Origin of the sequence: Bacteroides sp. Ga6A2, from assembly GCF_000702225.1 — a bacterium.
In the GTDB taxonomy this organism is placed as follows: domain Bacteria; phylum Bacteroidota; class Bacteroidia; order Bacteroidales; family Bacteroidaceae; genus Ga6A1.
This window is the reverse complement of record NZ_KL370872.1, coordinates 1-21552: the sequence shown is the minus strand read 5'-3', so window position 1 is coordinate 21552 and position 21552 is coordinate 1. Positions and strand designations below refer to the sequence as shown.

General features: G+C 48.8%; 23 protein-coding genes. 12 read left to right on the top strand and 11 right to left on the bottom strand.

What is annotated here, in order from left to right:
* Positions 1-36 precede the first annotated feature (36 nt).
* The 4 genes from hemB to T538_RS0113885 all read left to right on the top strand — a co-directional run bounded on the left by hemB (position 37) and on the right by T538_RS0113885 (position 3606).
* Positions 37-1017 (top strand): porphobilinogen synthase, encoded by a 981-nt coding sequence (gene hemB / locus T538_RS0113900; protein WP_031534679.1) that lies wholly within the window; start codon positions 37-39, stop codon positions 1015-1017.
* Positions 1008-2285 (top strand): glutamate-1-semialdehyde 2,1-aminomutase, encoded by a 1278-nt coding sequence (gene hemL / locus T538_RS0113895; RefSeq protein WP_031534677.1) that lies wholly within the window; start codon positions 1008-1010, stop codon positions 2283-2285. The genes hemB and hemL overlap by 10 nt, the downstream gene beginning before the upstream one ends.
* A gap of 113 nt (positions 2286-2398) precedes the next feature.
* Complete coding sequence (locus tag T538_RS0113890; protein ID WP_081835010.1) at positions 2399-3136, top strand: DUF4846 domain-containing protein; 738 nt, start codon at positions 2399-2401, stop codon at positions 3134-3136.
* A gap of 26 nt (positions 3137-3162) precedes the next feature.
* A complete protein-coding gene (locus T538_RS0113885; RefSeq protein ID WP_031534673.1) occupies positions 3163-3606 on the top strand; it encodes a hypothetical protein in 444 nt (147 codons plus the stop codon).
* A gap of 13 nt (positions 3607-3619) precedes the next feature.
* Here T538_RS0113885 and T538_RS0113880 read toward each other — a convergent pair whose 3' ends face one another.
* From T538_RS0113880 to T538_RS0113860, 5 genes are all read right to left on the bottom strand, one after another.
* Positions 3620-4354 carry an NERD domain-containing protein gene (locus tag T538_RS0113880; RefSeq protein ID WP_031534667.1) on the bottom strand — a complete coding sequence of 245 codons (735 nt, stop codon included), beginning with the start codon at positions 4352-4354 and terminating at the stop codon, positions 3620-3622.
* A 118-nt stretch (positions 4355-4472) separates the two neighbouring features.
* Positions 4473-5336 carry a hypothetical protein gene (locus T538_RS18495; RefSeq protein WP_031534665.1) on the bottom strand — a complete coding sequence of 288 codons (864 nt, stop codon included), beginning with the start codon at positions 5334-5336 and terminating at the stop codon, positions 4473-4475.
* Between the two features lie 36 nt (positions 5337-5372).
* The gene (locus T538_RS0113870; RefSeq protein ID WP_031541444.1) at positions 5373-6374 is read right to left on the bottom strand and encodes a TlpA disulfide reductase family protein; all 1002 of its coding nucleotides are present in this window, start codon (positions 6372-6374) and stop codon (positions 5373-5375) included.
* 5 nt (positions 6375-6379) lie between these two features.
* Positions 6380-6661, bottom strand: coding sequence for a hypothetical protein (locus tag T538_RS0113865; RefSeq protein WP_031534661.1), 282 nt, complete (start codon positions 6659-6661; stop codon positions 6380-6382).
* A 32-nt stretch (positions 6662-6693) separates the two neighbouring features.
* Positions 6694-7416, bottom strand: a complete 723-nt coding sequence (locus tag T538_RS0113860; protein WP_031534659.1) for a tRNA1(Val) (adenine(37)-N6)-methyltransferase — start codon at positions 7414-7416, stop codon at positions 6694-6696.
* 159 nt (positions 7417-7575) lie between these two features.
* Here T538_RS0113860 and lon point away from each other — a divergent pair, with 159 nt between their 5' ends.
* The 8 genes from lon to T538_RS18490 all read left to right on the top strand — a co-directional run bounded on the left by lon (position 7576) and on the right by T538_RS18490 (position 17724).
* Complete coding sequence (lon, locus tag T538_RS0113855; protein WP_031534657.1) at positions 7576-10059, top strand: endopeptidase La; 2484 nt, start codon at positions 7576-7578, stop codon at positions 10057-10059.
* Between the two features lie 7 nt (positions 10060-10066).
* Positions 10067-11197, top strand: coding sequence for a tRNA guanosine(34) transglycosylase Tgt (tgt, locus tag T538_RS0113850; protein WP_031534655.1), 1131 nt, complete (start codon positions 10067-10069; stop codon positions 11195-11197).
* A gap of 31 nt (positions 11198-11228) precedes the next feature.
* The gene (locus tag T538_RS0113845) at positions 11229-12368 is read left to right on the top strand and encodes an LptF/LptG family permease (RefSeq protein WP_031534648.1); all 1140 of its coding nucleotides are present in this window, start codon (positions 11229-11231) and stop codon (positions 12366-12368) included.
* A 15-nt stretch (positions 12369-12383) separates the two neighbouring features.
* Positions 12384-13391, top strand: coding sequence for a methylcobamide--CoM methyltransferase (locus tag T538_RS0113840; protein WP_031534642.1), 1008 nt, complete (start codon positions 12384-12386; stop codon positions 13389-13391).
* Complete coding sequence (locus T538_RS0113835; RefSeq protein WP_031534640.1) at positions 13392-14090, top strand: vitamin B12 dependent-methionine synthase activation domain-containing protein; 699 nt, start codon at positions 13392-13394, stop codon at positions 14088-14090.
* 25 nt (positions 14091-14115) lie between these two features.
* On the top strand, positions 14116-15846 hold the full coding sequence (locus T538_RS0113830; RefSeq protein ID WP_031534638.1) for a bifunctional metallophosphatase/5'-nucleotidase: 1731 nt from the start codon (positions 14116-14118) through the stop codon (positions 15844-15846).
* Between the two features lie 38 nt (positions 15847-15884).
* Complete coding sequence (locus tag T538_RS0113825; RefSeq protein ID WP_081835009.1) at positions 15885-17102, top strand: glycosyl hydrolase family 8; 1218 nt, start codon at positions 15885-15887, stop codon at positions 17100-17102.
* 445 nt (positions 17103-17547) lie between these two features.
* Positions 17548-17724, top strand: a complete 177-nt coding sequence (locus tag T538_RS18490; RefSeq protein ID WP_155993246.1) for a hypothetical protein — start codon at positions 17548-17550, stop codon at positions 17722-17724.
* 64 nt (positions 17725-17788) lie between these two features.
* On the opposite strand, the gene T538_RS0113820 is transcribed toward T538_RS18490, so the two are convergent.
* From T538_RS0113820 to T538_RS0113795, 6 genes are all read right to left on the bottom strand, one after another.
* Positions 17789-18694, bottom strand: coding sequence for a hypothetical protein (locus tag T538_RS0113820; RefSeq protein WP_031534633.1), 906 nt, complete (start codon positions 18692-18694; stop codon positions 17789-17791).
* Between the two features lie 50 nt (positions 18695-18744).
* Complete coding sequence (locus T538_RS0113815; protein ID WP_155993244.1) at positions 18745-19164, bottom strand: hypothetical protein; 420 nt, start codon at positions 19162-19164, stop codon at positions 18745-18747.
* The gene (locus tag T538_RS0113810; protein ID WP_031534629.1) at positions 19091-19474 is read right to left on the bottom strand and encodes a hypothetical protein; all 384 of its coding nucleotides are present in this window, start codon (positions 19472-19474) and stop codon (positions 19091-19093) included. The genes T538_RS0113815 and T538_RS0113810 overlap by 74 nt, the downstream gene beginning before the upstream one ends.
* Before the next feature lie 12 nt (positions 19475-19486).
* Positions 19487-19906: a D-Ala-D-Ala carboxypeptidase family metallohydrolase gene (locus tag T538_RS0113805; protein ID WP_155993242.1), complete on the bottom strand. Its 420-nt coding sequence runs from the start codon at positions 19904-19906 to the stop codon at positions 19487-19489.
* Between the two features lie 100 nt (positions 19907-20006).
* Positions 20007-20189 (bottom strand): hypothetical protein, encoded by a 183-nt coding sequence (locus T538_RS0113800; RefSeq protein WP_031534626.1) that lies wholly within the window; start codon positions 20187-20189, stop codon positions 20007-20009.
* A 25-nt stretch (positions 20190-20214) separates the two neighbouring features.
* Positions 20215-20802, bottom strand: coding sequence for a hypothetical protein (locus T538_RS0113795; protein WP_155993240.1), 588 nt, complete (start codon positions 20800-20802; stop codon positions 20215-20217).
* Positions 20803-21552 lie beyond the last annotated feature (750 nt).

Sequence of the window (21552 nt, the reverse complement as noted above, 5' to 3'; positions counted from 1 at the left end):
TCATATCTTTGCATCGACAACAAAAAACATAAAAAAATGCAACAATTTAAACGTTTCAGAACCTACCGCACGTCGCAGGATGTGCGCGACCAATATGCCGACGTGAAAATCAGCGTCGACGACTTCATTTACCCTTACTTCGTAGTTGAGGGCAACGGCGTGAAAGATGAGATTTCATCTATGCCCGGAATCTTTCGTTTCTCTATCGACACACTCATCACCGACATAAAAGAGATTTACGCGCTCGGCATAAACAAAGTGCTGCTTTTCGGCGTAATCGAAGACAGCCAGAAGGACGAGAAAGGCACTCTTGCATACGCCGAGGATGCCTTGGTTTGCCGTGCCGTGAAGGCGATAAAGGCAGCCGTTCCGGAGATTATCGTTATTACCGACGTATGTCTGTGCGAGTACACAAGCCACGGCCACTGCGGACTGCTTCACAACCACGATGTGGAAAACGATTCTACTCTTCCACTTTTGGCGCAGATGGCGTATGTTCATGCCAAGGCAGGAGCTGACTTCGTAGCTCCATCGGCCATGATGGACGGACAAATTGAGGCTCTGCACAACAAACTCGTAGAGACAGGATTGCGCGACAAGTGTAAGATTCTGGCTTACTCTGCCAAGTACGCATCGGCTTTCTACGGTCCGTTCCGCGATGCTGCCGACTCCGCCCCATCGTTTGGCGACAGAAAGACTTATCAGATGGACTATCGCACTCACGACCAAGGACTTGACGAGATTGCAGCCGACATAGAAGAAGGTGCTGACTGGACTATGGTTAAGCCTGCCATGCCTTATCTCGACATCATAGCTCGCGGCGTTCAGAAATTCCCTAATATCCCGATGGTGGCATATCAGGTGAGCGGCGAATATTCAATGCTCAAGGCGGCTGCAAAGGCTGGCTATCTCGACGAGCAGCGCGTTGTTTACGAAAGCCTGATAGCTATCAAACGTGCCGGTGCGAAGTACATCATATCTTATTACGCTAAAGAATTCATGCAGAAATGGGCATAAACGAAAGAATAAAATCAGCAGAAGCCTTCAGACGTGCGCAGCAGGTCATTCCGGGAGGCGTAAACAGTCCGGTAAGAGCGCTTAAAAGCGTGGGCGCGACGCCGCTCTTCGTCAAAGAAGCGAAAGGTGCATATATTACCGACATCGACGATAACAAGATTATCGACTTCTGCATGTCGTGGGGCGTTTTCATCCTCGGACACTGCAACGATCGTGTTAATAGCGCGGCCATTAGAGCTATAAATACTGGTAGTAGTTATGGCATCCCTACCGAGAATGAGACAATACTTGCCGAGAAGGTGCGCGAGGCAATTCCCTCGATGGAGCGTCTGCGCTTTGTAAATAGCGGCACGGAGGCTACAATGTCGGCAATTCGCGTGGCTCGCGGATACACGGGACGCGACATTCTCGTAAAGTTCGAAGGTAACTACCACGGTCACGCCGACCATCTGCTTGTTTCGGCAGGCTCGGGCGTGGCAAATATCAGCAATGCATCGTCGGCCGGCGTTCCTGAAGGGTTTACTAAATACACAGCCGTACTTCCGTACAACGATATTGATGCCTTGCGCAACTATTTCAAAACTAACGGCGACAAGGTGGCTGCCGTAATTCTTGAGCCAGTGGCTTGCAATATGGGCGTTGTCTGCCCTTCGCTCGACTTCCTGAAGGCTGCGCGCGAAGTGACTGAGCAGCATGGCAGTCTGCTCATTTTCGATGAGGTGATAACCGGATTCCGTCTGTCGCGTGGTGGAGCTCAGCAACTCTTTGGTATCAAGCCAGATATGACCACCGTAGGCAAGATTGTTGGTGGCGGATTCCCAGCAGCGGCCTTTGGTGGACGTGCCGACATTATGAAGGTTCTTGCTCCCGACGGTCCTGTATATCAGGCCGGCACGCTCAGCGGAAATCCTGTAGCAATGGCAGCCGGAATAGAGACGCTCACGCAACTTTCTCATCCCGACTTCTACAAGAAACTCGATGAGAAGAGCGACCGCTTCATCAGCTGCCTGAAAGAGATTATCGCCGGAAAGGACATTCAGCTTAACCATTGCGGCTCTATGTTCACCCTGTTCTTCAACAGCAGCGAGGTGCGCAACTTCCAAGACACCAAGCGCAGCGACCAGGAGCGTTTTGCGCGCTACTTCAACAACATGCTTCAGCGCGGCATTTATGTCAGTCCGTCGCAGTTCGAGGGCAACTTTATCTCCGAGACTCACACGCCAGAAATTCTCGATTATGTGCTACAGTCGATAAGCGAGAGCATTTGATATACACAAACAACCAATTATATTTAGAGCAGTCGCAAACTTCCGCGCATAGTGCATAGGGAGTTTGCGATTTTTTCTTATTTTTGCAGAAATTAACCAACGGAATAATAACCATGAGATTAAAAGATTTACTTGTCATCATATTGATGTGCAGTCCTTTATCAGCAATAGCACAGAAAACCATAGGCGAGATTCCCGTTCCCGCCGGATACACAAGGGTGAAGTGCGACGGATACGGCAATTTCCTCAGAAAAATCAAACTGACGGGCGACAGAACGGTTCACACGTTCGATGGACTAATAATAAACTATCAGAATGCCTACGCCGTACTCGACATTGACGTGGGCGACAAGGACTTGCAGCAATGTGCCGATGCCGCCATGCGCCTGTGGGCCGAATATCTGTACAGCATAAAGGCTTACAACCGCATTTATTTCACAGCCCTCGGAAGCGGCAAACCGCTACGGTTCAGCACATGGGCGCAGAGACACAAGTCGTACTCGTATGCCACCTTCCGCAAATATCTCGACAACGTGTTTACTTACTGCAACAGCACGTCGATGGGCAAAGAGATGAAGCCTGTAGCCCCGAAAGACCTGAAGGTGGGCGACTGTCTGGTTTATGTGAACGAGAGGTTTTACGGCCACGTAGTAACAATAGTGGATATGGCTGTAAACCAGAAAGGCGAAAAGATTTTCATGGTGGCACAAAGTTGGATGCCTGCACAGCAGATTCACATAGTTACCGATGATGCCACCGGCTCGCCATGGTTCAAAATGACCGACGACGGCAGATACAGCATAAGCGGATATCCTTTCGGAAAGGAGCATCTGAAGCGGTTTCAGCAGTAAAAATATCGGTTTAAGATTTCAAAAAAATGACACTAAGAAAAAATCTTGTTGAAACAGCTTTACAATGGCAAAAGAACTTTGGAGTTGCTCCATCAATTACAAGTGCAATTTCCGAATATGATGCAGCTATGTTAATAGGAATGTCAGAAAGCGAATACTCTGAATATATGCAAGATAAAACAGCAGTAAGCAAAGGTTCTGATTTTGTGTTTAAGAATATAAGATACCAAGTTAAAGCCAATAGACCAAGTGGCAAAAAAGGTAGTTTTGTTACAAAGGTTCCCAAAGCATCGAATTATGATTGGGATAAATTGATTTGGATTCTATATGACAAAAACTATGTAATACAAGAAGCATGGGAATGGAATGTTGAAGACTACATATTAGCTTTTGCCGATATAAAGAGATTGTCTCCCCAACATTACAGACAAGGAAATTGCTTATATTTGAAGAAAAGCAACGAGACATAAGACTTTTACGTCTTCACACATCCCTTTTATTTATCAGGAAACGACAGTTTGGATAATTGGAACAGCCATAGAATTCGCCGTATTTACCGCGACGGAGCACCAAATCGCTTCCGCAACGGGGACACTTTCCGTTACGGACATCCCTAACCGACTGTCGCTCACGGTTTCTGACGTTTCTTATATGATGCCTCTCGGCCGAAGAGCCTGTGCGTGAATTACTTTCTATCACGTCTATTATCTTCTTCTGAGCTTCCGCACTCAGCACCTCGTTACGATAGCGTCGGATGGCTCTCTTCAGCCTCTTTCTGTTGACTACGATATGGTTTTCGAACTCGGTCTTTATAGTGGCGTCGTTGTTGAACACGACAATTGGAATGATTGGAATATTTCCAAAATCGCGCAACAGATAAGACAAGAAACGCACATGCCCTTCGTTCTGTATGATTGGGTTGTAGAAACGTGTCTTCTTTCCGTATATATTCTGAGTCCAGTATTCCACGTTCTCGCCGCCGTATATCCAGCCTTTGTAGCCCTTGGTTTCGATGACAAACACGCCGTATGGCGAAACCACGATATGGTCAATCTGCGTGGAACGGCCGTTATTCTCGAAGAGAGCGTTATATATCGAGAAGTATTCGTCGGGCAAGTTGTTCAGTTTGTTCTGAACCATCATTTCTGCCCTCTTTCCCTTATTCGGGAAATAAAAATAGACTGCAATTGCTAATACTACCAAGAAAACAACAAACATATCCTGAATTTCTTTTTTAGCCAAAAATAAAACAGCACAAAACAAGATATGCAAATATTGAATTGTGCTGCCTTTCTATTAAACGATAAATCAGCTACTTAACCACCGTCCTTGCCTATCAGAAATACACACATCTGTAGAATTGAATGAAGTCTACCCTTTTGTCAATTCTTACGCAAGAATCCATATAGTGTATAAGATTCTTGTTGCTTGTTATTTCAGTTGGCAGCGGGTCCCACTCTTTGTCAGCCGACTCAAACTTTCCATTCTTGTGATATCTTATTGCATAATGAAATGATTTTGCTTCCGGATTTCTTTTGTTAATCTGCAATATAACAGAATCGACGATTAAACGCATATCGTGATATGCGTTTCCATCGTTAAATACAGACTTTGGCAAATCGACAAAAAGAGAGTCTTTGCTGTACGCTCTTACGCACGTAAGTTTCATTATTGTGCTAAACGTTCCAGCATGAAAATCATCTTCAGTCTTTTTTCTAAAATAATAATCGTGCATCGCATTCCTGATATCATACGAATAGTATATACTGTCGGTATCTTCGATGTCTGCAAAAACTTTTCCGTCTTTGCAATATATGTCATTGTCGCGCTGATTTCTATAAAAACGAGGCCATGAGAAGTAAGGCACCCCTGCCCCTTGACAACATTTAATAACAACGGAAAAAACAGAGTCCATAAATTCATTATACTCCTCATAAGAGTTACACCTTACGTTTGGCTTGTTTGACCACCCACGGGCAAACCAGAAATTATTCAAACTGTCCTGCAAATAGATTCTCCTGCAATAATCCCTTGTCCCCCTTGGATATCTTAAATTGTCCAGAAAGAAAGCCTCCATCTCCACCCTAAGATCCCCTGACTCTCTATGCGAAATACTTTTAACTTCGTTTTTTGTCCGTTTTTCCGAACAAGATGCGCCAACAATGACAAGCAAGACAAGCAGATAGTATATTTTCTTCATTTTTATAGCCCTTTTTTTCTGATTCTTTGAAACCTATCACTTAACCACTTCATCAAGTTTCTTCTCCAAATCGGCGTAGAGGAGATTCATGGCGATAATCTTTCCGTCCTTGCCTATCAGAAAGTTAGACGGCAGATTGCTTACGACGAAATCCTTGACCATGCGGTTCTCGTAGTGTGCAAAGTCGCAACTCTCGTTCCATGTAAGCGAGTCGTAGCGAACGGCATTGCGCCACATCTGCTTGTCTACATCGAGGCTGACGCCTATAATCTGGAATTTTGCCGACGGATATTTTTTGTAGAGCTTACGGATGTTGCGCTCGAGTGTGCGGCTGTCGGCATCCCACGAAGCCCAGAAGGTTATGAGCGTAATCTTGTCTTTCAAGTCACTCTGTGTCAGAGTTTTGCCGTCTTTCGTCGTAATCTTGAACGACGGACATTTTCCGCCCACCTTTATCCGCTGCGCTTCCTTGGCGGTAGAGAGCATACGGTCTACCATCGCATTCTTCGGAAGTCCGCCCTTTATCACCTTCAGCAGACTTTCCACCTTGCCCCAGTCGGTCTTGGGCACTTCGATGAAGTATTTGTTTACCAGATAGATGCTCGCCATTGACGACGGATTGGCCTTGATGAACTCCTCGGCCTTTGCCGGAATCTGCGACTCGTCGATGCTGGCAACCGCCTTTCTGAAATCCGAGAAGCGTTCGTTCTCCTTGTCGCCCGAAATCTGCATATCCTTCAGGCTGCTGCCGTCGCCTTCGAGAGATACCCTCGCGCCCTTGTCGGCAAACACAACCTGCTGGTATTTGTTGGGGAACACAAGGATGTAGTAAGTAGGCTGTTCAATCTCGGCGCGATACTCGAACGAGCCGCCGTTTACCATTACCGTGTCGAGCCCCTTTCCAAGTCCCTCGGCGTTGTAGATGTAAACCTCGCCCTGCTCAATGCCCTTGATGCTTCCCTTCAGTCTGAAGCCCTTGCCGCCTCCGCACGAGCACAGAAAAGCCACCGCTGCGGCAGCCATCAATATTTTCTTCATCTGCTTTATATTCTGAAAGTTATAACTTCGCCATCGCGAGTGTTTCGCATGGCATAAATCTCGCCGTCTACAACGCCCAACTCGTAAGTGTCGAGCCCCGTGTCGGAGTAGAGGCTGTCGGTTTCTATTCCAATCGTACAGTTATCGTAGGTCGTAACTCTCTTTTCGGGAAAGAGAGTGTGCAGTTTGTCCAAGGCGGCGCGGTGGCACTCGTCAATCACGGCGCTGTCGTCATCAGCCATAAACTTGCGGAACTTGAACAAATCGTTTGCGTTCTCTTCGTACATAAACAGTTGTTAAAATTATTCGGATTGCAAACTTAGTGTTTTTTTTCTATATTGAGATAAAAATCTGCCGTAAGTTGGCAATAATCGGCAGAATAAGAGCCGTCGGCATCGCGTATGCTCATCTCTCGGGATTCGTTCGGGATTCGTTCGGGATTTTTTACAAATTCAAGAAGCGAGCGGTTGGCAGGTTTCCTCACACTGCCCCTGACATCGAGGCGGCGGCTCAGCCTTAGCCCTTCGGAAAGAGCCTCGCAGATGCAGTCGAGAGCATTTTCGACCGGCACGATGACACTCAATCTGCCACCGTCGGAAAGAAGTACGGCTGCTTTCTTGGCAAGTTGGCAGAACGGCAGAGAGTCGGCATTACGCGCCCTGTCGCGCAGAGGATCGGGACACGAAAGAGCGTTCTTGTAGAACGGCGGATTGCTTACGATGACATCGAATTTCTCATCTGTCGCGAAACAGATAAAATCGGCTTTCTCAATTCTAACGGAATTGCTCCAGATGCTCTGCCCCACGTTTATTTGCGCCTGTTCTACGGCCGTATCCTCGATATCGATGCCTACCACGCTTCGTGCGCCGCGTTGCATCATCATAAGCGCAATGAGTCCCGAGCCCGTGCCAACGTCGAGCACGCTCTCGCCGCCGTCAATCCGTGCCCATGCGCCAAGCAGAACGCCGTCGGTTCCAACCTTCATGGCGCACTTGTCGTGATGAACCGTAAACTTCTTGAATCTGAAAAAACTATTAGACATGCTGTTGCAAGACAATAAATTATGTGCAAAATTACTACTTTGGCTTAAATTCACGCACAAAAATATTATTATTTCTTCTGTTTTTACTACATTTGCACCGCATTTCTCAGCCCTTGTCGAGGGCAGAAATCAAAATTAAGTATTTTCTATACCAGAATTATGAAGAAATTGATTGACGATATTTTCCAGATGGAATCGGACTCTCATCCTGCAAGCATTTCCATCATATCAGACGGAGCAATAAATGTTGAAAGAACTACCAACTTTGACTTTGAAGGCGAGGTTCCAATCCTCCCTATGCGCAACATGGTGCTCTTTCCCGGCGTGGTGACACCGGTAACCGTGGGACGCCCTTCGACACTTAAACTTGTAAAGAAGGCTGAAAAGACAAACGAGTTCATCGCAACCTTCTGCCAGAAATCACCAGATACAGACGAACCGCAGTTTGACGATCTGTACACCATAGGAGTGCTCGCCAAGGTGCTTCGCATACTCGATATGCCCGACAACTCCACAACCGTAATCCTTCAGGCTTACAGCGCGGTTGAACTTCAGGAACTAACAGCCACAGAGCCATTCCTCAGAGGCAAGGTGGTGAACAAGAACGAAGAGCCTATCGAGGACGAGGACGAATACAAGGCGGTGTTCGACAGCTGCCGCGAACGCACCATCACATACATTCAGGAAACACAGAACAATCCTGAGATTGCCTTCGCCATCAGAAACTCGACCGACGACAGAAGCAAGACGATGATTAACTTCATCTGCACAAACCTTCTGTTCCCTATCGCCGACAAGATTACGCTGCTCAAAGAGCCTTCTCTGAAGAAGCGCGCTATCAGTCTGATGTCTATCCTGAGCCGCGAGATTCAGCTCGCCAGCATAAAGAACAAGATTCAGTCTAAGACACGCGAGGACATCAACCAGCAGCAGAAGGAGTACTTCCTGCACCAGCAGATGAAGAACATCCTAAACGAACTGGGAAACTCTGAGGACATAGAGCTTGAGAAACTCAGGGAGAAAATAGCCGAAAAGAAGTTCGACGACGAGGTTCGCGAGATTGTAGAGCGCGAGGCAAGCAAACTGGAACGCCTCAATCCGCAGTCGCCCGACTACAACATACAGTACACCTACCTCCAGACGGTTTTGAGTCTGCCGTGGAAGACATTCACCAAGGACAACACCAACCTGAAGAATGCCGAGAAGGTGCTCGACAAAGACCACTACGGCATGGAGAAGGTTAAGGAGAGAATAATAGAGCACTTGGCTGTTCTGAAACTGCGCGGCGACCTAAAATCGCCAATCATCTGCCTTTACGGCCCTCCGGGAGTTGGTAAGACATCGCTCGGACGCTCTGTTGCCGAGGCTCTGAAGCGCAAGTACGTCCGCATCTCGCTCGGCGGTTTGCACGACGAGTCTGAAATACGCGGACACCGCCGCACTTATCTGGGCGCGATGCCGGGACGAATAATCAAGGGCATACAGAAGGCTGGCTCGGACAATCCGGTCTTCATTCTCGACGAGATTGACAAGATTACGCAGAACACGGTGAACGGCGACCCTTCGTCGGCCCTTCTCGAAGTTCTCGACCCTGAGCAGAACAAGGCGTTCCACGATAACTATCTCGACATCGACTACGACCTGAGCAACGTGATGTTCATAGCCACGGCAAACAACATCAGCACAATTCCGAGTCCGCTGCTCGACCGAATGGAACTTATCGAGGTGAGCGGATACATAACCGAGGAGAAACTCGAGATTGCAAAGCGTCACCTCATCCCTAAGGCAAAAGAGGAACTCGGCCTTACGGAATACGAGAAACTGAAGATAGACAAGTCGGCACTCGAATACATCATCGAGAACTACACTCGCGAGAGCGGAGTGCGAAAACTCGACAAGATGATAAAGCAGGTATTCAGAAAGATTGCCGTGCAGATTGCCAAGGACGGCGACGAGGCTGTAAAGACCGTTAAGATTGCCGACCTGAAGGATTATCTGGGAAGCGACGAGATGAACCGCGACAAATATCAGGGCAACGAATATGCCGGCGTGGTTACGGGTCTGGCATGGACAAGCGTAGGCGGCGAGATTCTGTTTGTCGAGACATCGCTCAGCAAGGGCAAGCAGGGCAAGCTCACACTCACCGGAAACCTCGGCGACGTGATGAAGGAATCGGCCGTTCTGGCTCTCGAATACATCAAGGCTCACGCCGAGCAGATTGGCATAGACCAGCGCATCTTCGACAACTGGAACATTCACATTCACGTTCCAGAGGGCGCAACGCCAAAAGACGGTCCTTCTGCCGGAATAACCATCGCCACTTCTTTGGCATCGGCCCTTACACAGCGCAAGGTTCGCGCCAAGATTGCCATGACCGGCGAGATTACGCTCCGCGGAAAAGTACTCCCGGTAGGCGGAATAAAGGAGAAGATTCTGGCAGCCAAGCGAGCAGGCATCACCGACATCGTTATCTGCGAGGACAACCGCCGCAACATCGAGGCTATTCCAGAGATATACTTGAAGGGCGTTACATTCCACTACGTTACTAACGTAATGGAGGTTCTTGACATCGCACTTCTTAAAACCAAGGTAAACAATCCGCTCGACCTTTCGATAAAGGAAGAGACAAAAAAGGAGAATTAACTAAAAGATGACATTTCAACTTCAGCATACAGATTCTAAGTCAAATGCGAGAGCAGGACTCATAACAACCGACCACGGACAGATTGAGACTCCGATATTCATGCCGGTGGGCACATGCGGTTCGGTAAAAGGCGTTCACATGCACGAGGTTAAGGACGACGTGAAGGCGCAGATTATCCTCGGAAACACATATCACCTCTATCTCCGTCCGGGACTCGAGGTGCTCGAGAAGGCAGGCGGCCTGCACAAGTTCAACGGCTTCGACAAGCCTATGCTTACCGACAGCGGCGGCTTTCAGGTATTCTCGCTCAGCGGCATCAGAAAACTGAAGGAGGAAGGATGCGAATTCCGCTCGCATATTGACGGAAGCAAGCACTTCTTCAGCCCCGAGCGCGTAATGGATATTGAGCGCACCATCGGAGCCGACATCATGATGGCTCTCGACGAGTGTACGCCGGGAACAGCCGACTTCAACTACGCAAAGAAGTCGATGGAGATGACTCACCGCTGGCTCGACAGATGTATCAAGAGATTCAACGAGACTGAACCGAAGTATGGCTACAGTCAGGCTCTGTTCCCTATTGTTCAGGGCTGCACATATACCGACCTGCGCAAGCAGAGCGCGGAGTACATAGCATCGAAGAATGCCGAGGGTAACGCCATCGGCGGTCTTGCCGTGGGCGAACCAACCGAGGTTATGTACGAGATGATTGAGGTTGTGAACGAGATTCTGCCAAAGGACAAGCCACGCTACCTTATGGGCGTGGGCACTCCGATGAACATTCTCGAAGGCATTGAGCGCGGAGTTGATATGTTCGACTGCGTTATGCCTACCCGAAACGGACGAAACGGTATGCTCTTCACAAAAGACGGCATCATAAACATGAAGAACAAGAAGTGGGAGTTCGACTTCTCGCCTATCGAGGAGAACGGAGCATCTTACGTTGATACGGCCTACACAAAGGCTTATCTGCGCCACCTGTTCCACGCACAGGAACTCTTGGCCTTGCAGATTGCATCAATCCACAATCTTGCATTCTACCTGTGGCTTGTAGGCGAAGCTCGACAGCACATCATAGCAGGCGACTTCACTTCGTGGAAGGCAGCAACGATGAAACGCATCTCAACACGCCTGTAAAACGTATTTTTCAGGGATGATTTAGGAAAAGATGAAGAAAATCAAGCAATTTCTTGTAAAGATATTCATCGACAACCCCGTTGTCGGCAAGATAGACCGCTACATCATCAGGCAGTTCCTTGGCACTTATTTCGTGTCATTGGCACTCATCATATCCATTGCCGTGGTGTTCGACTTCAACGAGAACCTCGACAACTTCATGGCTAAGAACGCGCCGTGGAAGGCTATTATCTTCGACTACTATTTCAGTTTCATCCCCTTCTACTCCAACCTGTTCAGCCAGTTGTTCGTGTTCCTGGCGGTAATTCTGTTTACCACCAAGCTTGCCGACCGCTCCGAAATCATTGCCATGATGAGTACGGGAATGAGCTTCAAGCGTCTGCTCAGACCTTACATCATATCGGCCATCATCATCGGCGGACTGTCGTTCTATCTCGGCGCGTTCGTCATCCCGAAGGGAAACGTTACGCGAATAAAGTTCGAGAGTAAGTACAAGAGCAAGAAGCACATCATAACCGGTGCGAGCAACGTACAGCTTCAGGTTGACTCGGGCGTGATTGCCTATATTGAGAGTTACGACCTGCGCACGCGCACAGGATATCACTTCTGCCTCGACAAGATTGAGGGCAAGAAGGTTGTGTCGCACCTCACCGCCACGAGCATTGAGTACGATACGCTTTCAGAAACACGCTACCACTGGATTATCCGCGACTACAAGATTCGCGACATGAAGGGAATGCGCGAGAAGATAACCACTGGCTCGAAGATAGATTCAATCATCAAAATCGAGCCTAACGACCTTACGGTGGCAAAGGGTCAGCAAGAAACGCTCACCACTCCGGTGCTGAAGGAATATATCGACAATCAGCGAAAGCGCGGATTCTCAAACATCCAGCCGTTCGAGATTGAATATCACAAGCGTTTTGCCGCTCCTTTCGCAGCCATCATCATGGCAATAATGGGCGCATCGCTCTCTGCCGAGAAGCGCAAGGGCGGAATGGGTATGGCTCTGGGCATCGGCATCGCGCTGTGCGCCGCCTACATCATGCTCCAGACGGTTTCGTCGTCGTTTGCCCTTAATGCAGGCGCATCGCCAATCGTTGCCGTATGGATTCCGAACGTGGTGTTCAGCTTCATCGCCGTTTATCTCTACCGCAAAGCTCCGAAATAGAAAGCTCTTCATAATATGGCTAAACTAAATATGTCTGGCTGGATAAAAAATGTTATCAGTCAGAAGAAGACAATAGCAATACCAGTTCTCACCCACCCGGGCATCGAGAAGATTGGAAAGACGGTGAAAGAGGCTGTCTGCGACGGAAATGTGCACTACGAGGCAATAAAATATCTGTCGGACAACTATCCGTCGGCTGCCGCAACGGTGATAATGGACTTGACCGTCGAGGCTGAGGCTTTCGGCAGCGACATAATCTTTCCGGAGAACGAAGTGCCGAGCGTGAACGGCCGTCTTGTAAGCAACGAGCAAGAGATTGACAGTCTTGAAGTTCCGTCGCTCGAAGCAGGAAGAATACCCGAATATCTGCGCGCCAACATTCTGGCTGCCCGAAATATCTCGGACAAGCCGGTTCTTGCCGGCTGCATCGGTCCTTTCTCGCTTGCAGGAAGACTCTTCGACATGAGCGAGATTATGGTTCTGCCATACACAAACGAGAAGGCGGCACGAACGCTGCTCGAAAAGTGTACCGACCTTACTCTGCGCTACTGCGTGGCACTCAAGGCTACGGGCGTGAATGGCGTTCTGATGGCTGAGCCTGCCGCCGGACTTCTGAGCAACGACGACTGCTACAAACTGTCGTCGGTCTATGTAAAGAAGATTATCGACGCTGTTCAGGACGATAACTTTGCCGTAATTCTGCACAACTGCGGAAACAACGGACAGTGCACCGAGGCGATGATAAAGACCGGAGCCGCCGGATATCACTTCGGAAACAAGATTGACATGGTTCAGGCATGCCGCGACGTTCCGTCGGACTGCCTGGCAATGGGCAACCTCGACCCTGTTCAGGTCTTTAAGCAGCAGTCGGCTGCCGAGGTCAAGGCTGAGACGCTCAGACTCCTCAACCTTACGAAGGATTTTCCGAATTTCGTTATCTCATCGGGCTGCGACATTCCGCCACACACTCCAATAGAGAACATCGACGCCTTTTACGAGGCTGTCGAGGAATTCAACAGATAAATCATGGAGAGCATCGTTCCATTCTCAAAACTCAAAATATCGGCTGCCGAAATTTCAGAAAGCATGGGCTACGGCTCGTCCGTTCCCGACGATGAAGTTCTGGCGGAAATAGACGTTATGATGAGCGAGATTGAACGGATTTGCGTTCCGAGGTTCAGTTTCTTCGTCGTGAAGGGCGAGGTTGACAGAGAAAACAACTCGCTCGGCATAAACGGAAACCAGTTCGGCATTGGTAAGATTATTGCCCGACAACTTAATGGCAGCGAGGCTTTTGCGATATTCACCGCCACGGCAGGCAACGAATTCGAAGATTTTCAGCAGCGGTTGCAGAGCGAGGGCGATATGGTTAGGATTTTCATAACTAACTCGATAGGCAGCATCATTGCCGAGAAAGCCGCCGATGCGATGGAAGAGGCTCTGCAAGCCTTCATCGACAAGACGGGATGGAAGCACACAAACCGCTTCAGTCCGGGCTACTGCGGATGGCACGTAAGCGAGCAGCAAAGGCTTTTCTCGCTCTTCCCCACCGCCAATCCGTGTGGCATAAGGCTCACCGACTCATCGCTGATGATTCCGATAAAATCGGTGAGCGGCATCATAGGCATAGGAAAAAACGTAAGGCATCTCGACTATTCGTGCGGTCTGTGCGACTACTCGAAATGCTACAAAAAGAGAAGACGAAACAATGCTACAGAATAAAATCATCAAGGTTAAAAGCGAAAAAATGAAAAAAATTGTATTATTGCTAACTATGTTTGCTGCATCATTCTCACTTAGCGCAAAGGGCAATAAAACCGTCGAACTAAAGTTCGTAGAAACAAGCGATGTTCACGGAATGTTCTTCCCAAAAAACTATCTGAGCAAGGAAGATGCACACGGCTCTATGGCAAGAGTGAGCAGCTATGTCAGAGCCGAACGAAAAAAATACGGTAACAGACTAATTCTTCTCGACAACGGCGACATTCTGCAAGGACAGCCTGCAAACTATCTGTGGAACTATCTGCGCACCAACGAGACAAACATCGCGGCAAGTATCATCAACTATCTCAAATACGATGCCGAGACTTTCGGCAACCACGACATCGAGGCTTCGTACAAGGTGTACGACAAGTGGATTTCAGACCTTAAATGCCCGGTTCTGGGCGCAAACGTAATTTCTGACGCCACCGGAAAGCCTTACACATCGCCCTACATAATGATTGAGCGCGACGGCGTTAGAATCGCCGTAATAGGAATGCTAACATCTGCCATTCCAAGTTGGCTGAGCCACGATATCTGGCAGGGAATACACTTTGACGAGATGGTAAGTTCGGCAAAGAAATGGGTCGACATCGTTAAGAAGACCGAAAATCCCGACATCATCGTTGGCATCTTCCACTCTGGTCTTGAGGGCGGAATCGTTACCGACGAATACAAGGAGAACGTGACGAAAATCGTTGCCGAGCAGGTTCCGGGATTCGACTTCATCTTCTACGGACACGACCACAACGCCTACAAATCTACAATAACAAATTCCGACGGAAAAATCGTTCACATCGCCAATCCGGGAAACGATGCCAAAAACGTGGCTGAAATAACCGTAAAAGTGAGCATGAGCGGCAAGAAGGTTGTAGGCAAGCACATCGAAACAAAACTCGTCGATATGGCTGACTACGAGATTGACAGCGACTTTATGGAGCATTTTTCGGGCGAGGTTGCCACCCTTAACTCATACATCGACGAGAAAATAGCCGAGTTCGACTCAGATATGTATATGTACGAATATTACTTCGGCTCATCGGCTTTCGGCGACCTGATACACAACATGCAACTGAAGATAACAGGCGCAGACGTGTCGTTCAACGCTCCGCTCCGATTCAACGCAACAATAAAGAAAGGCATCGTTACAATGTGCGATATGTTTAATCTGTACAAGTACGAAAACAAACTGTATGTTGTAAGAATGAAGGGCGAAGAGATTCGCAACCATCTGGAAATGAGTTACTCGCTATGGACAAACCAGATGAAGACCTCTGACGACCATATTCTTCTGTTCAACGACAACCCGAACAACACGCGAGGCATGGGGCTGAAGAATCCGATGTTCAACTTCGACTCTGCCGCCGGAATAGACTACGAGGTTGACGTTACGAAGCCAAGAGGTCAGAAAATAAGAATCCTGCGAATGAGCAACGGCAAGCCTTTCGACCCTAACGCGTGGTACAAGGTTGCGATGAACTCGTATCGCGGCAACGGCGGCGGCGCGCTGATTACCGAGGGCGCTGGCATCCCTAAGGACAGCATCGACTCGCGCATCATCTTCCGCACCGATACCGACCAGCGTCTGTGCCTCATCAACGAACTGCGAAACATGAAGCACATCTCTCCGAAGGCTAACAACAACTGGCGTTTCGTTCCCGAGGATATTGTTGCCCCGGCCATCGAGCGCGACCGAAAGATTCTTTTCGGAAAATAATCATTCTGGCAAAATACTTAACAGTAACACAAAAATACATGAATAAGATTTTTTCACGACTAATCGTCCTTGCCATCTGCCTTCTTTCGGGCAGCATGGCCAAGGGCGATAATCTTTTCAAGACACTTCTTGGAAAGACCGACAGCGAGGTGCAGGAGCACATGAACAACTTGTGGGAGCATTTCTTCACACCGGGCGACCTGAGCCTTTACGAGACTGACGGACAGCGTAGCGTCTACTACGAAACCGCCGACGGTATGGCTTTCATCATGGACACGGGCAACAACGACGTGCGCACCGAGGGCATGTCGTACGGCATGATGATTAGCGTTCAGCTTAACCATCGCGAGCAGTTCGACAAGCTGTGGAACTGGAGCCGAAAGCACATGGCATACGGCGCCGACACGCCTTGGGACGGCTACTTCTGCTGGCAATGCGACACCAACGGCAAGCACATCGGCCAGAGCAACGCATCGGACGGCGAACTTTACTTCGTAACAGCCCTTCTGCTTGCCAGCGAGCGATGGAACGCGCCCGAATATGCCGAGCAAGCCAATGCCATCCTCGACAAGATAATGAACAAGGACGGCGAGAAAACGGGTGTTTACAATCTCTTTAACAAGGAAAACTATCTGATTACCTTCGTTCCCGACCGCGGCGGACATTACTTTACCGACCCGTCGTACATGCTTCCTGCCTTCCTTGACAAATGGGCAAAGAGCGTGAAGAACAACCGCGCCTTCTGGCAGAAGGCTGCAAAGGCTGCCCGACAGCACCTGATAGATTCGGCTCACCCAGAAACTGGCGTCTACCCTGATTACAGCGAGTACAGCGGAAAGCCTTACCGATGGCCTCACGCCGGCTACGACACTTCAATATACATGTGGGATGCCCTCCGCTGCCCTATGAACGTGGGCATGGACTACTATCTGTGCGGAAAGGACAAGAAGCGTCAGGAGCAGGTGATGCGCAACTGGCTCACATTCGTCAAGAAAGACGGATTCAAGCACTCGCACTTCGGCTGGGACGGCTCTAACGCTCACGGCGACTACAACCACGGAATGATGGGCGCAAACGCTGTTGGAGCGATAGCCTTGGCTAAGTCATCATCGGCTGCCGACCGCGAACTTGCACGCGAATATGTTCAGCAACTGTGGGATGCCGCTCCTCCAACAGGCAAGTACAGATATTACGAAGGCTTGGTCTTCTTCCTGTCGCAACTTCATGTTTCTGGCAATTTCTCTCTGAAATTCTGATAGATAGATACAAAAAAGGATGCTTTTTGCATCCTTTTTTTATTGAATTCGAGAGATTTTGAATTGTCAACTGTCTTAAAATTTTCAATTTTCAACTCCCCCACCAACCTTGAACGTTCCTTCCCACCATTTTGTATTTACAAAAAAGGTAACTACAGTGATTGAGAAGGGACACACCAACCTTCTCCGCCGCATTACAGAGACGCAAGCGAGTGTTGAAAGGGAGAAACGAAAGCCCCTAAAAGTCGAGTAGTAGAAACAAAAAAAAACGAAAGAGATGAAGATTGTTCTTTCATTCAGATTCGTAACTTTTACTTTTAAGTTCAATGTGAAGTTTCACTTCTAATTAGTTATTGAATCGACTGAGTTCGGGAATCGCGACTTCCCGAACTCTTAAAAAAATCATTCTCTTTCGTTTGTGACAAAGATAGCTATATATTCTGAAATGTTAAACAATTTAGAAGAAAACATGTCGCCAGAGGTTAAAAAAAACGGTCGTGGCGGTGCTCGTCCAAATGCAGGGCGAAAGAAAACAAGCGTAAAATATTACGGCTTCAAAGCTCCACAAGAAGTCTGTGATATTCTGGAGAACGTCAGACATAGCTCATGCCGGGCGTACTAAAAAAGGGAGTTCCCGAAGGAAGCTCCCTTAACCTCTCATCACTACTCATCACGACAGTCACATCCTAATCGCCGTTTTCAGCCTGTAAGTCGTCATCATCCGTTTTCTTCATCGAACTCGGATTAAGATATACCTCACTCTTGGTTATTCCGCCATAGGACTCGGCAGCATTCCTCATTGCCGCACTGCCCTGATACTTAGCCAATATGCCCGAATCGACATACAGGAACTGTGTTGAGACACGCACTCTGCCATCGCCATCCTCGCGCGAATGTACCCAGACGGCTGCCCCGTCCGAAATCTCACCGCTCATTGCCAAGTATCCGTCGGCTGACGAGAATCCCAGAGGAGACACAACATCCCAAAGCAGCGTTGAGTCCAACGGGTCGAGCATTACCTTAAATCCGCGAACCTTGGCACGCGGTACTCCCGTAACCGCGTCCGTCGTCTGCTGTCCGTAAAAGAATGTCAGCTGGTCGCCAGCCTCATAATCGTCGTTGCACGCTATCAACGCGTTTGTAAATTCAGCTACGGTTGTCGATTCCGAAACAACCAAGTCGCCAAGTGCAATATCGCTTGCCAGCACGTTGTCAGCCCCAACACTCATCGCTATCGAAGGCAGAGTGCCTCGCGTTATCTGATACGGAGCAAGTACGCTGCCGCCATTCAGCAGCACGTTCTTAGCGATATACACTTTTACTACGTTCATGTTTGTCTGTAAAAACGCATTGTAATCGCTCATTCTGCCGTTCACTCCCTCAAAGCCTTTCTTCAGCGTTTGGTTGAACTGTCGGAATACCGCTGCCAGATTACCCCACTGGGCACGCACCCTCATCTGTGCCTCCGAACGATTTGGAACAACGACCTTTGCCGGTGCTTCACACACTACCGTACCCGACTTGGTACGACGATAGATAAACTGTCCTACCTTGCCACTCAGCTGTGTGGCAATACCTGTTACTTTTGCCATAATTTAACCCTCCTAAAATTTAAGTGGCTGCGATTGTCCGCAACCGTTGTTCAACATTTATTAACCTTTATGCTTATTACAAAAACAATCAAGCCGACAACAACCAACAGAACCCATATCAGCGTGTTGCGCGGTCTTTCCTTAACCTCAACGGAATCGCGCCTCTCTATGTAGACAGTATCCGTCCTTACCGCCACGCGCTCCTGCACATCGTTGATACGGTTTCGTACCGATGTGCGTGTCCTCTCTGTAAGTTGTGCCATCTGCACCGTGTCGCCGGCTTCGTTCTCGCGTATGGTGATGGTTGTCACCTCTACTATTGTGTCATGCACGGCAACCGCCATCCGTTCCGTCCGCAGGCAGTCCTTCTGTTCTGTCCTCGCGGCTCTTACATGCTCACTCGTCGCCCGTCGGCTCGCCACGCAGCCTGCAAGCAGCAGCGACAGAGCCACGGCTGCCAGAGGCATCACGAGCCGGCGCAGACAGTTTTGTCCTGACAGGGCAGTCGCCGTTGAAAGGACAGTCGTTAATCTCCTGTACAGCATCGCGCAATAGTTTTACTTCGTTCCTCAACTCCCTCACCTCCAGTTGCAGCGGCTCTGCAATGTTCTTGCGGAACTCCTCTACATACTCCTTGGCAAGGTCCATATATTTCTGCCGGTTCTCAGCCTCGAGGCTCTTGACCTCCTGCCTGTACTTACGGCTGTTGGTAAGCCAGCCCCAGCCGCTCACCATGCTTATCAATGCGAGCACTATGCTCACCCACAATTCTGCATTCATCGTCCGTTCCTCCTATTTTAACTGGCTGATGTCTATCTGCCGATAGCCTCCTGCCGTCTTCCTTAGTATCTGACGGCGGTTGATGCCGTCACGCTTCCAACTTATGTGTATGAAAGTGGGATAGAGTATCATCTGATCCCACTTGCCGTTAGCCACCACTGTCCTTGCCAGCCGTTCGAGCGCGCCGTCATGCTGCTCCACAGGGCTTATGTCTGCCGCCTGACCGCTGACGTGCTGGCTCTGCGGCACTCCGCCTACGCTGGCATTATGCCGTGAACAGCGGTATCCGCAGGTTACGCATATTGCCTTGCCGTATGTACGGCGGACGGGGTCGAGCACCTGCTCCACCAGGGCTTCGATGTTCTCCTTTGCGGCGGCCGGCATCCTGCATCCGTCGCGACATTCAAACTCTTTCATTTCAAAATATATCATCGGCTTTCCTCCTTTCCTTAAACAGTCCAACATTCTTATAAATAGAAGCCCCCGCACCACTGGCATGAGGACTCAGGCAATGGATATGCAAATCCGCTGCCTATGCCTTTTCCTGAGCGTCGACGGCTTCCTTGGCACGAGCCATCAACTCGTCCCAGCGCACCATCATCCTGCTCACTTGTTCGTCAAGGCTTCTGTTCCAAACTCTCTCATATTCATCTTCTGTTACCGAATTTACCCTGACTTCATCTATCCTATCCATTAGGTTCTTTACGTGTTTCATTTTTACTATAATATTTACTTATCTGTTAATATTTTTCCAATAGACTCAGCAGCCGCTTTTCAAGCCTCATCACTTTTTTCACATCAATGCCCATCAGACTGGCAATGCCGTAATATGTGTCGTCACGGTACATCGCATCCAAATAAGCCAGCAGCTCAGGCTCGTTCACTGCAATGCTGCGTGCAATGTCGTAGCCCATATCGCGCATGTTGGCTTCGAACTTCCATTGCTCTGCAATATCCATCTCTACCTGCTGGCGGAAGCCTTGGTCGCTGGTGAGCGTAACCTCGGGCTGTCCCTGCTCGTAAAAGTCCTCGACAATGTGTCCCATCTTGCTTTTTGCAATCTGAATCAGCATCGAGCTCAGCTCGCGGGTTGGCTTCCAGTGCCACTCTCCGCAGAACAGTGCCTCGATGCACTCCTCTCCTATCACATCCACGGCATCGCCGCCCATCGCCCCACGGGAGAAAGGTCCACACTCGCGACTGAATCCGCAGTGTATTATCTGCCAGTGTATCCACCGCTGGAGTTTCTTCATGGCTCTTTCTCTTTCCTCGGGAGTGACAGCGGCTAATCGCCGCCACTCCTCTTTTGTCAATACAACGTCCTTCATAAGTTTTATTAGATTAAATATTATTGTTGTTTCTCCTCATCTGTATCTTATCCTGCTTTTCTTAAATCCGACGGGTAAAGCCGGAATTTTTTTCAGGCAGTAAAGAAGAGCAGCACCCCGTCAAGGCTCATGCCCCGACAGAGACGCTGCTCCAAGAACCGATAGATAAGAAGGAAGGCAACCGTGTCGAATGGCTGCCTTCACTTGTATCTTATCCTACTTTTTTCAATTATTCAGGTTTCGGAACAATTTTTTTCTTATTTTTTTGAAAATACAATCATTTACTGCACCAGTTCGGGATAAGAAACGCCATTCTCTTATTTCATGAAGTGACTATAACTGAATGACGCTGGAAGCGTCACCTCTCAGTAACCGCAGCATCCGCAGGATATGCGGACAGAAACACAACAAGTATCATCGACCCTGAAAGCGGTCGCCCATTGTGATAGCTGGGGCACTCATTCAGAGTGCTTTCCGTTGATGGTTCTTATTGAGGGTGTGTCAAAATAGGCACATCCTTTTTTTATATCAAAGCCCCGACTTTCTCAAGCCAGGGCTTCGTTATGTCGTAAAGTTTTCGTATCTTTACAACATGCAATATAAAATGCAACAAAGATACCACTTTCGTCCGTATTCTCCAAATCAGACGATACTTTTTCCTCAGAGAATCGACAAGGACATTGCCCAGGACGACCCAGTCCGTCTTGTGAGCAGCGTAGTTAACAGTTTGGACTTGAGCGGCCTTCGCAA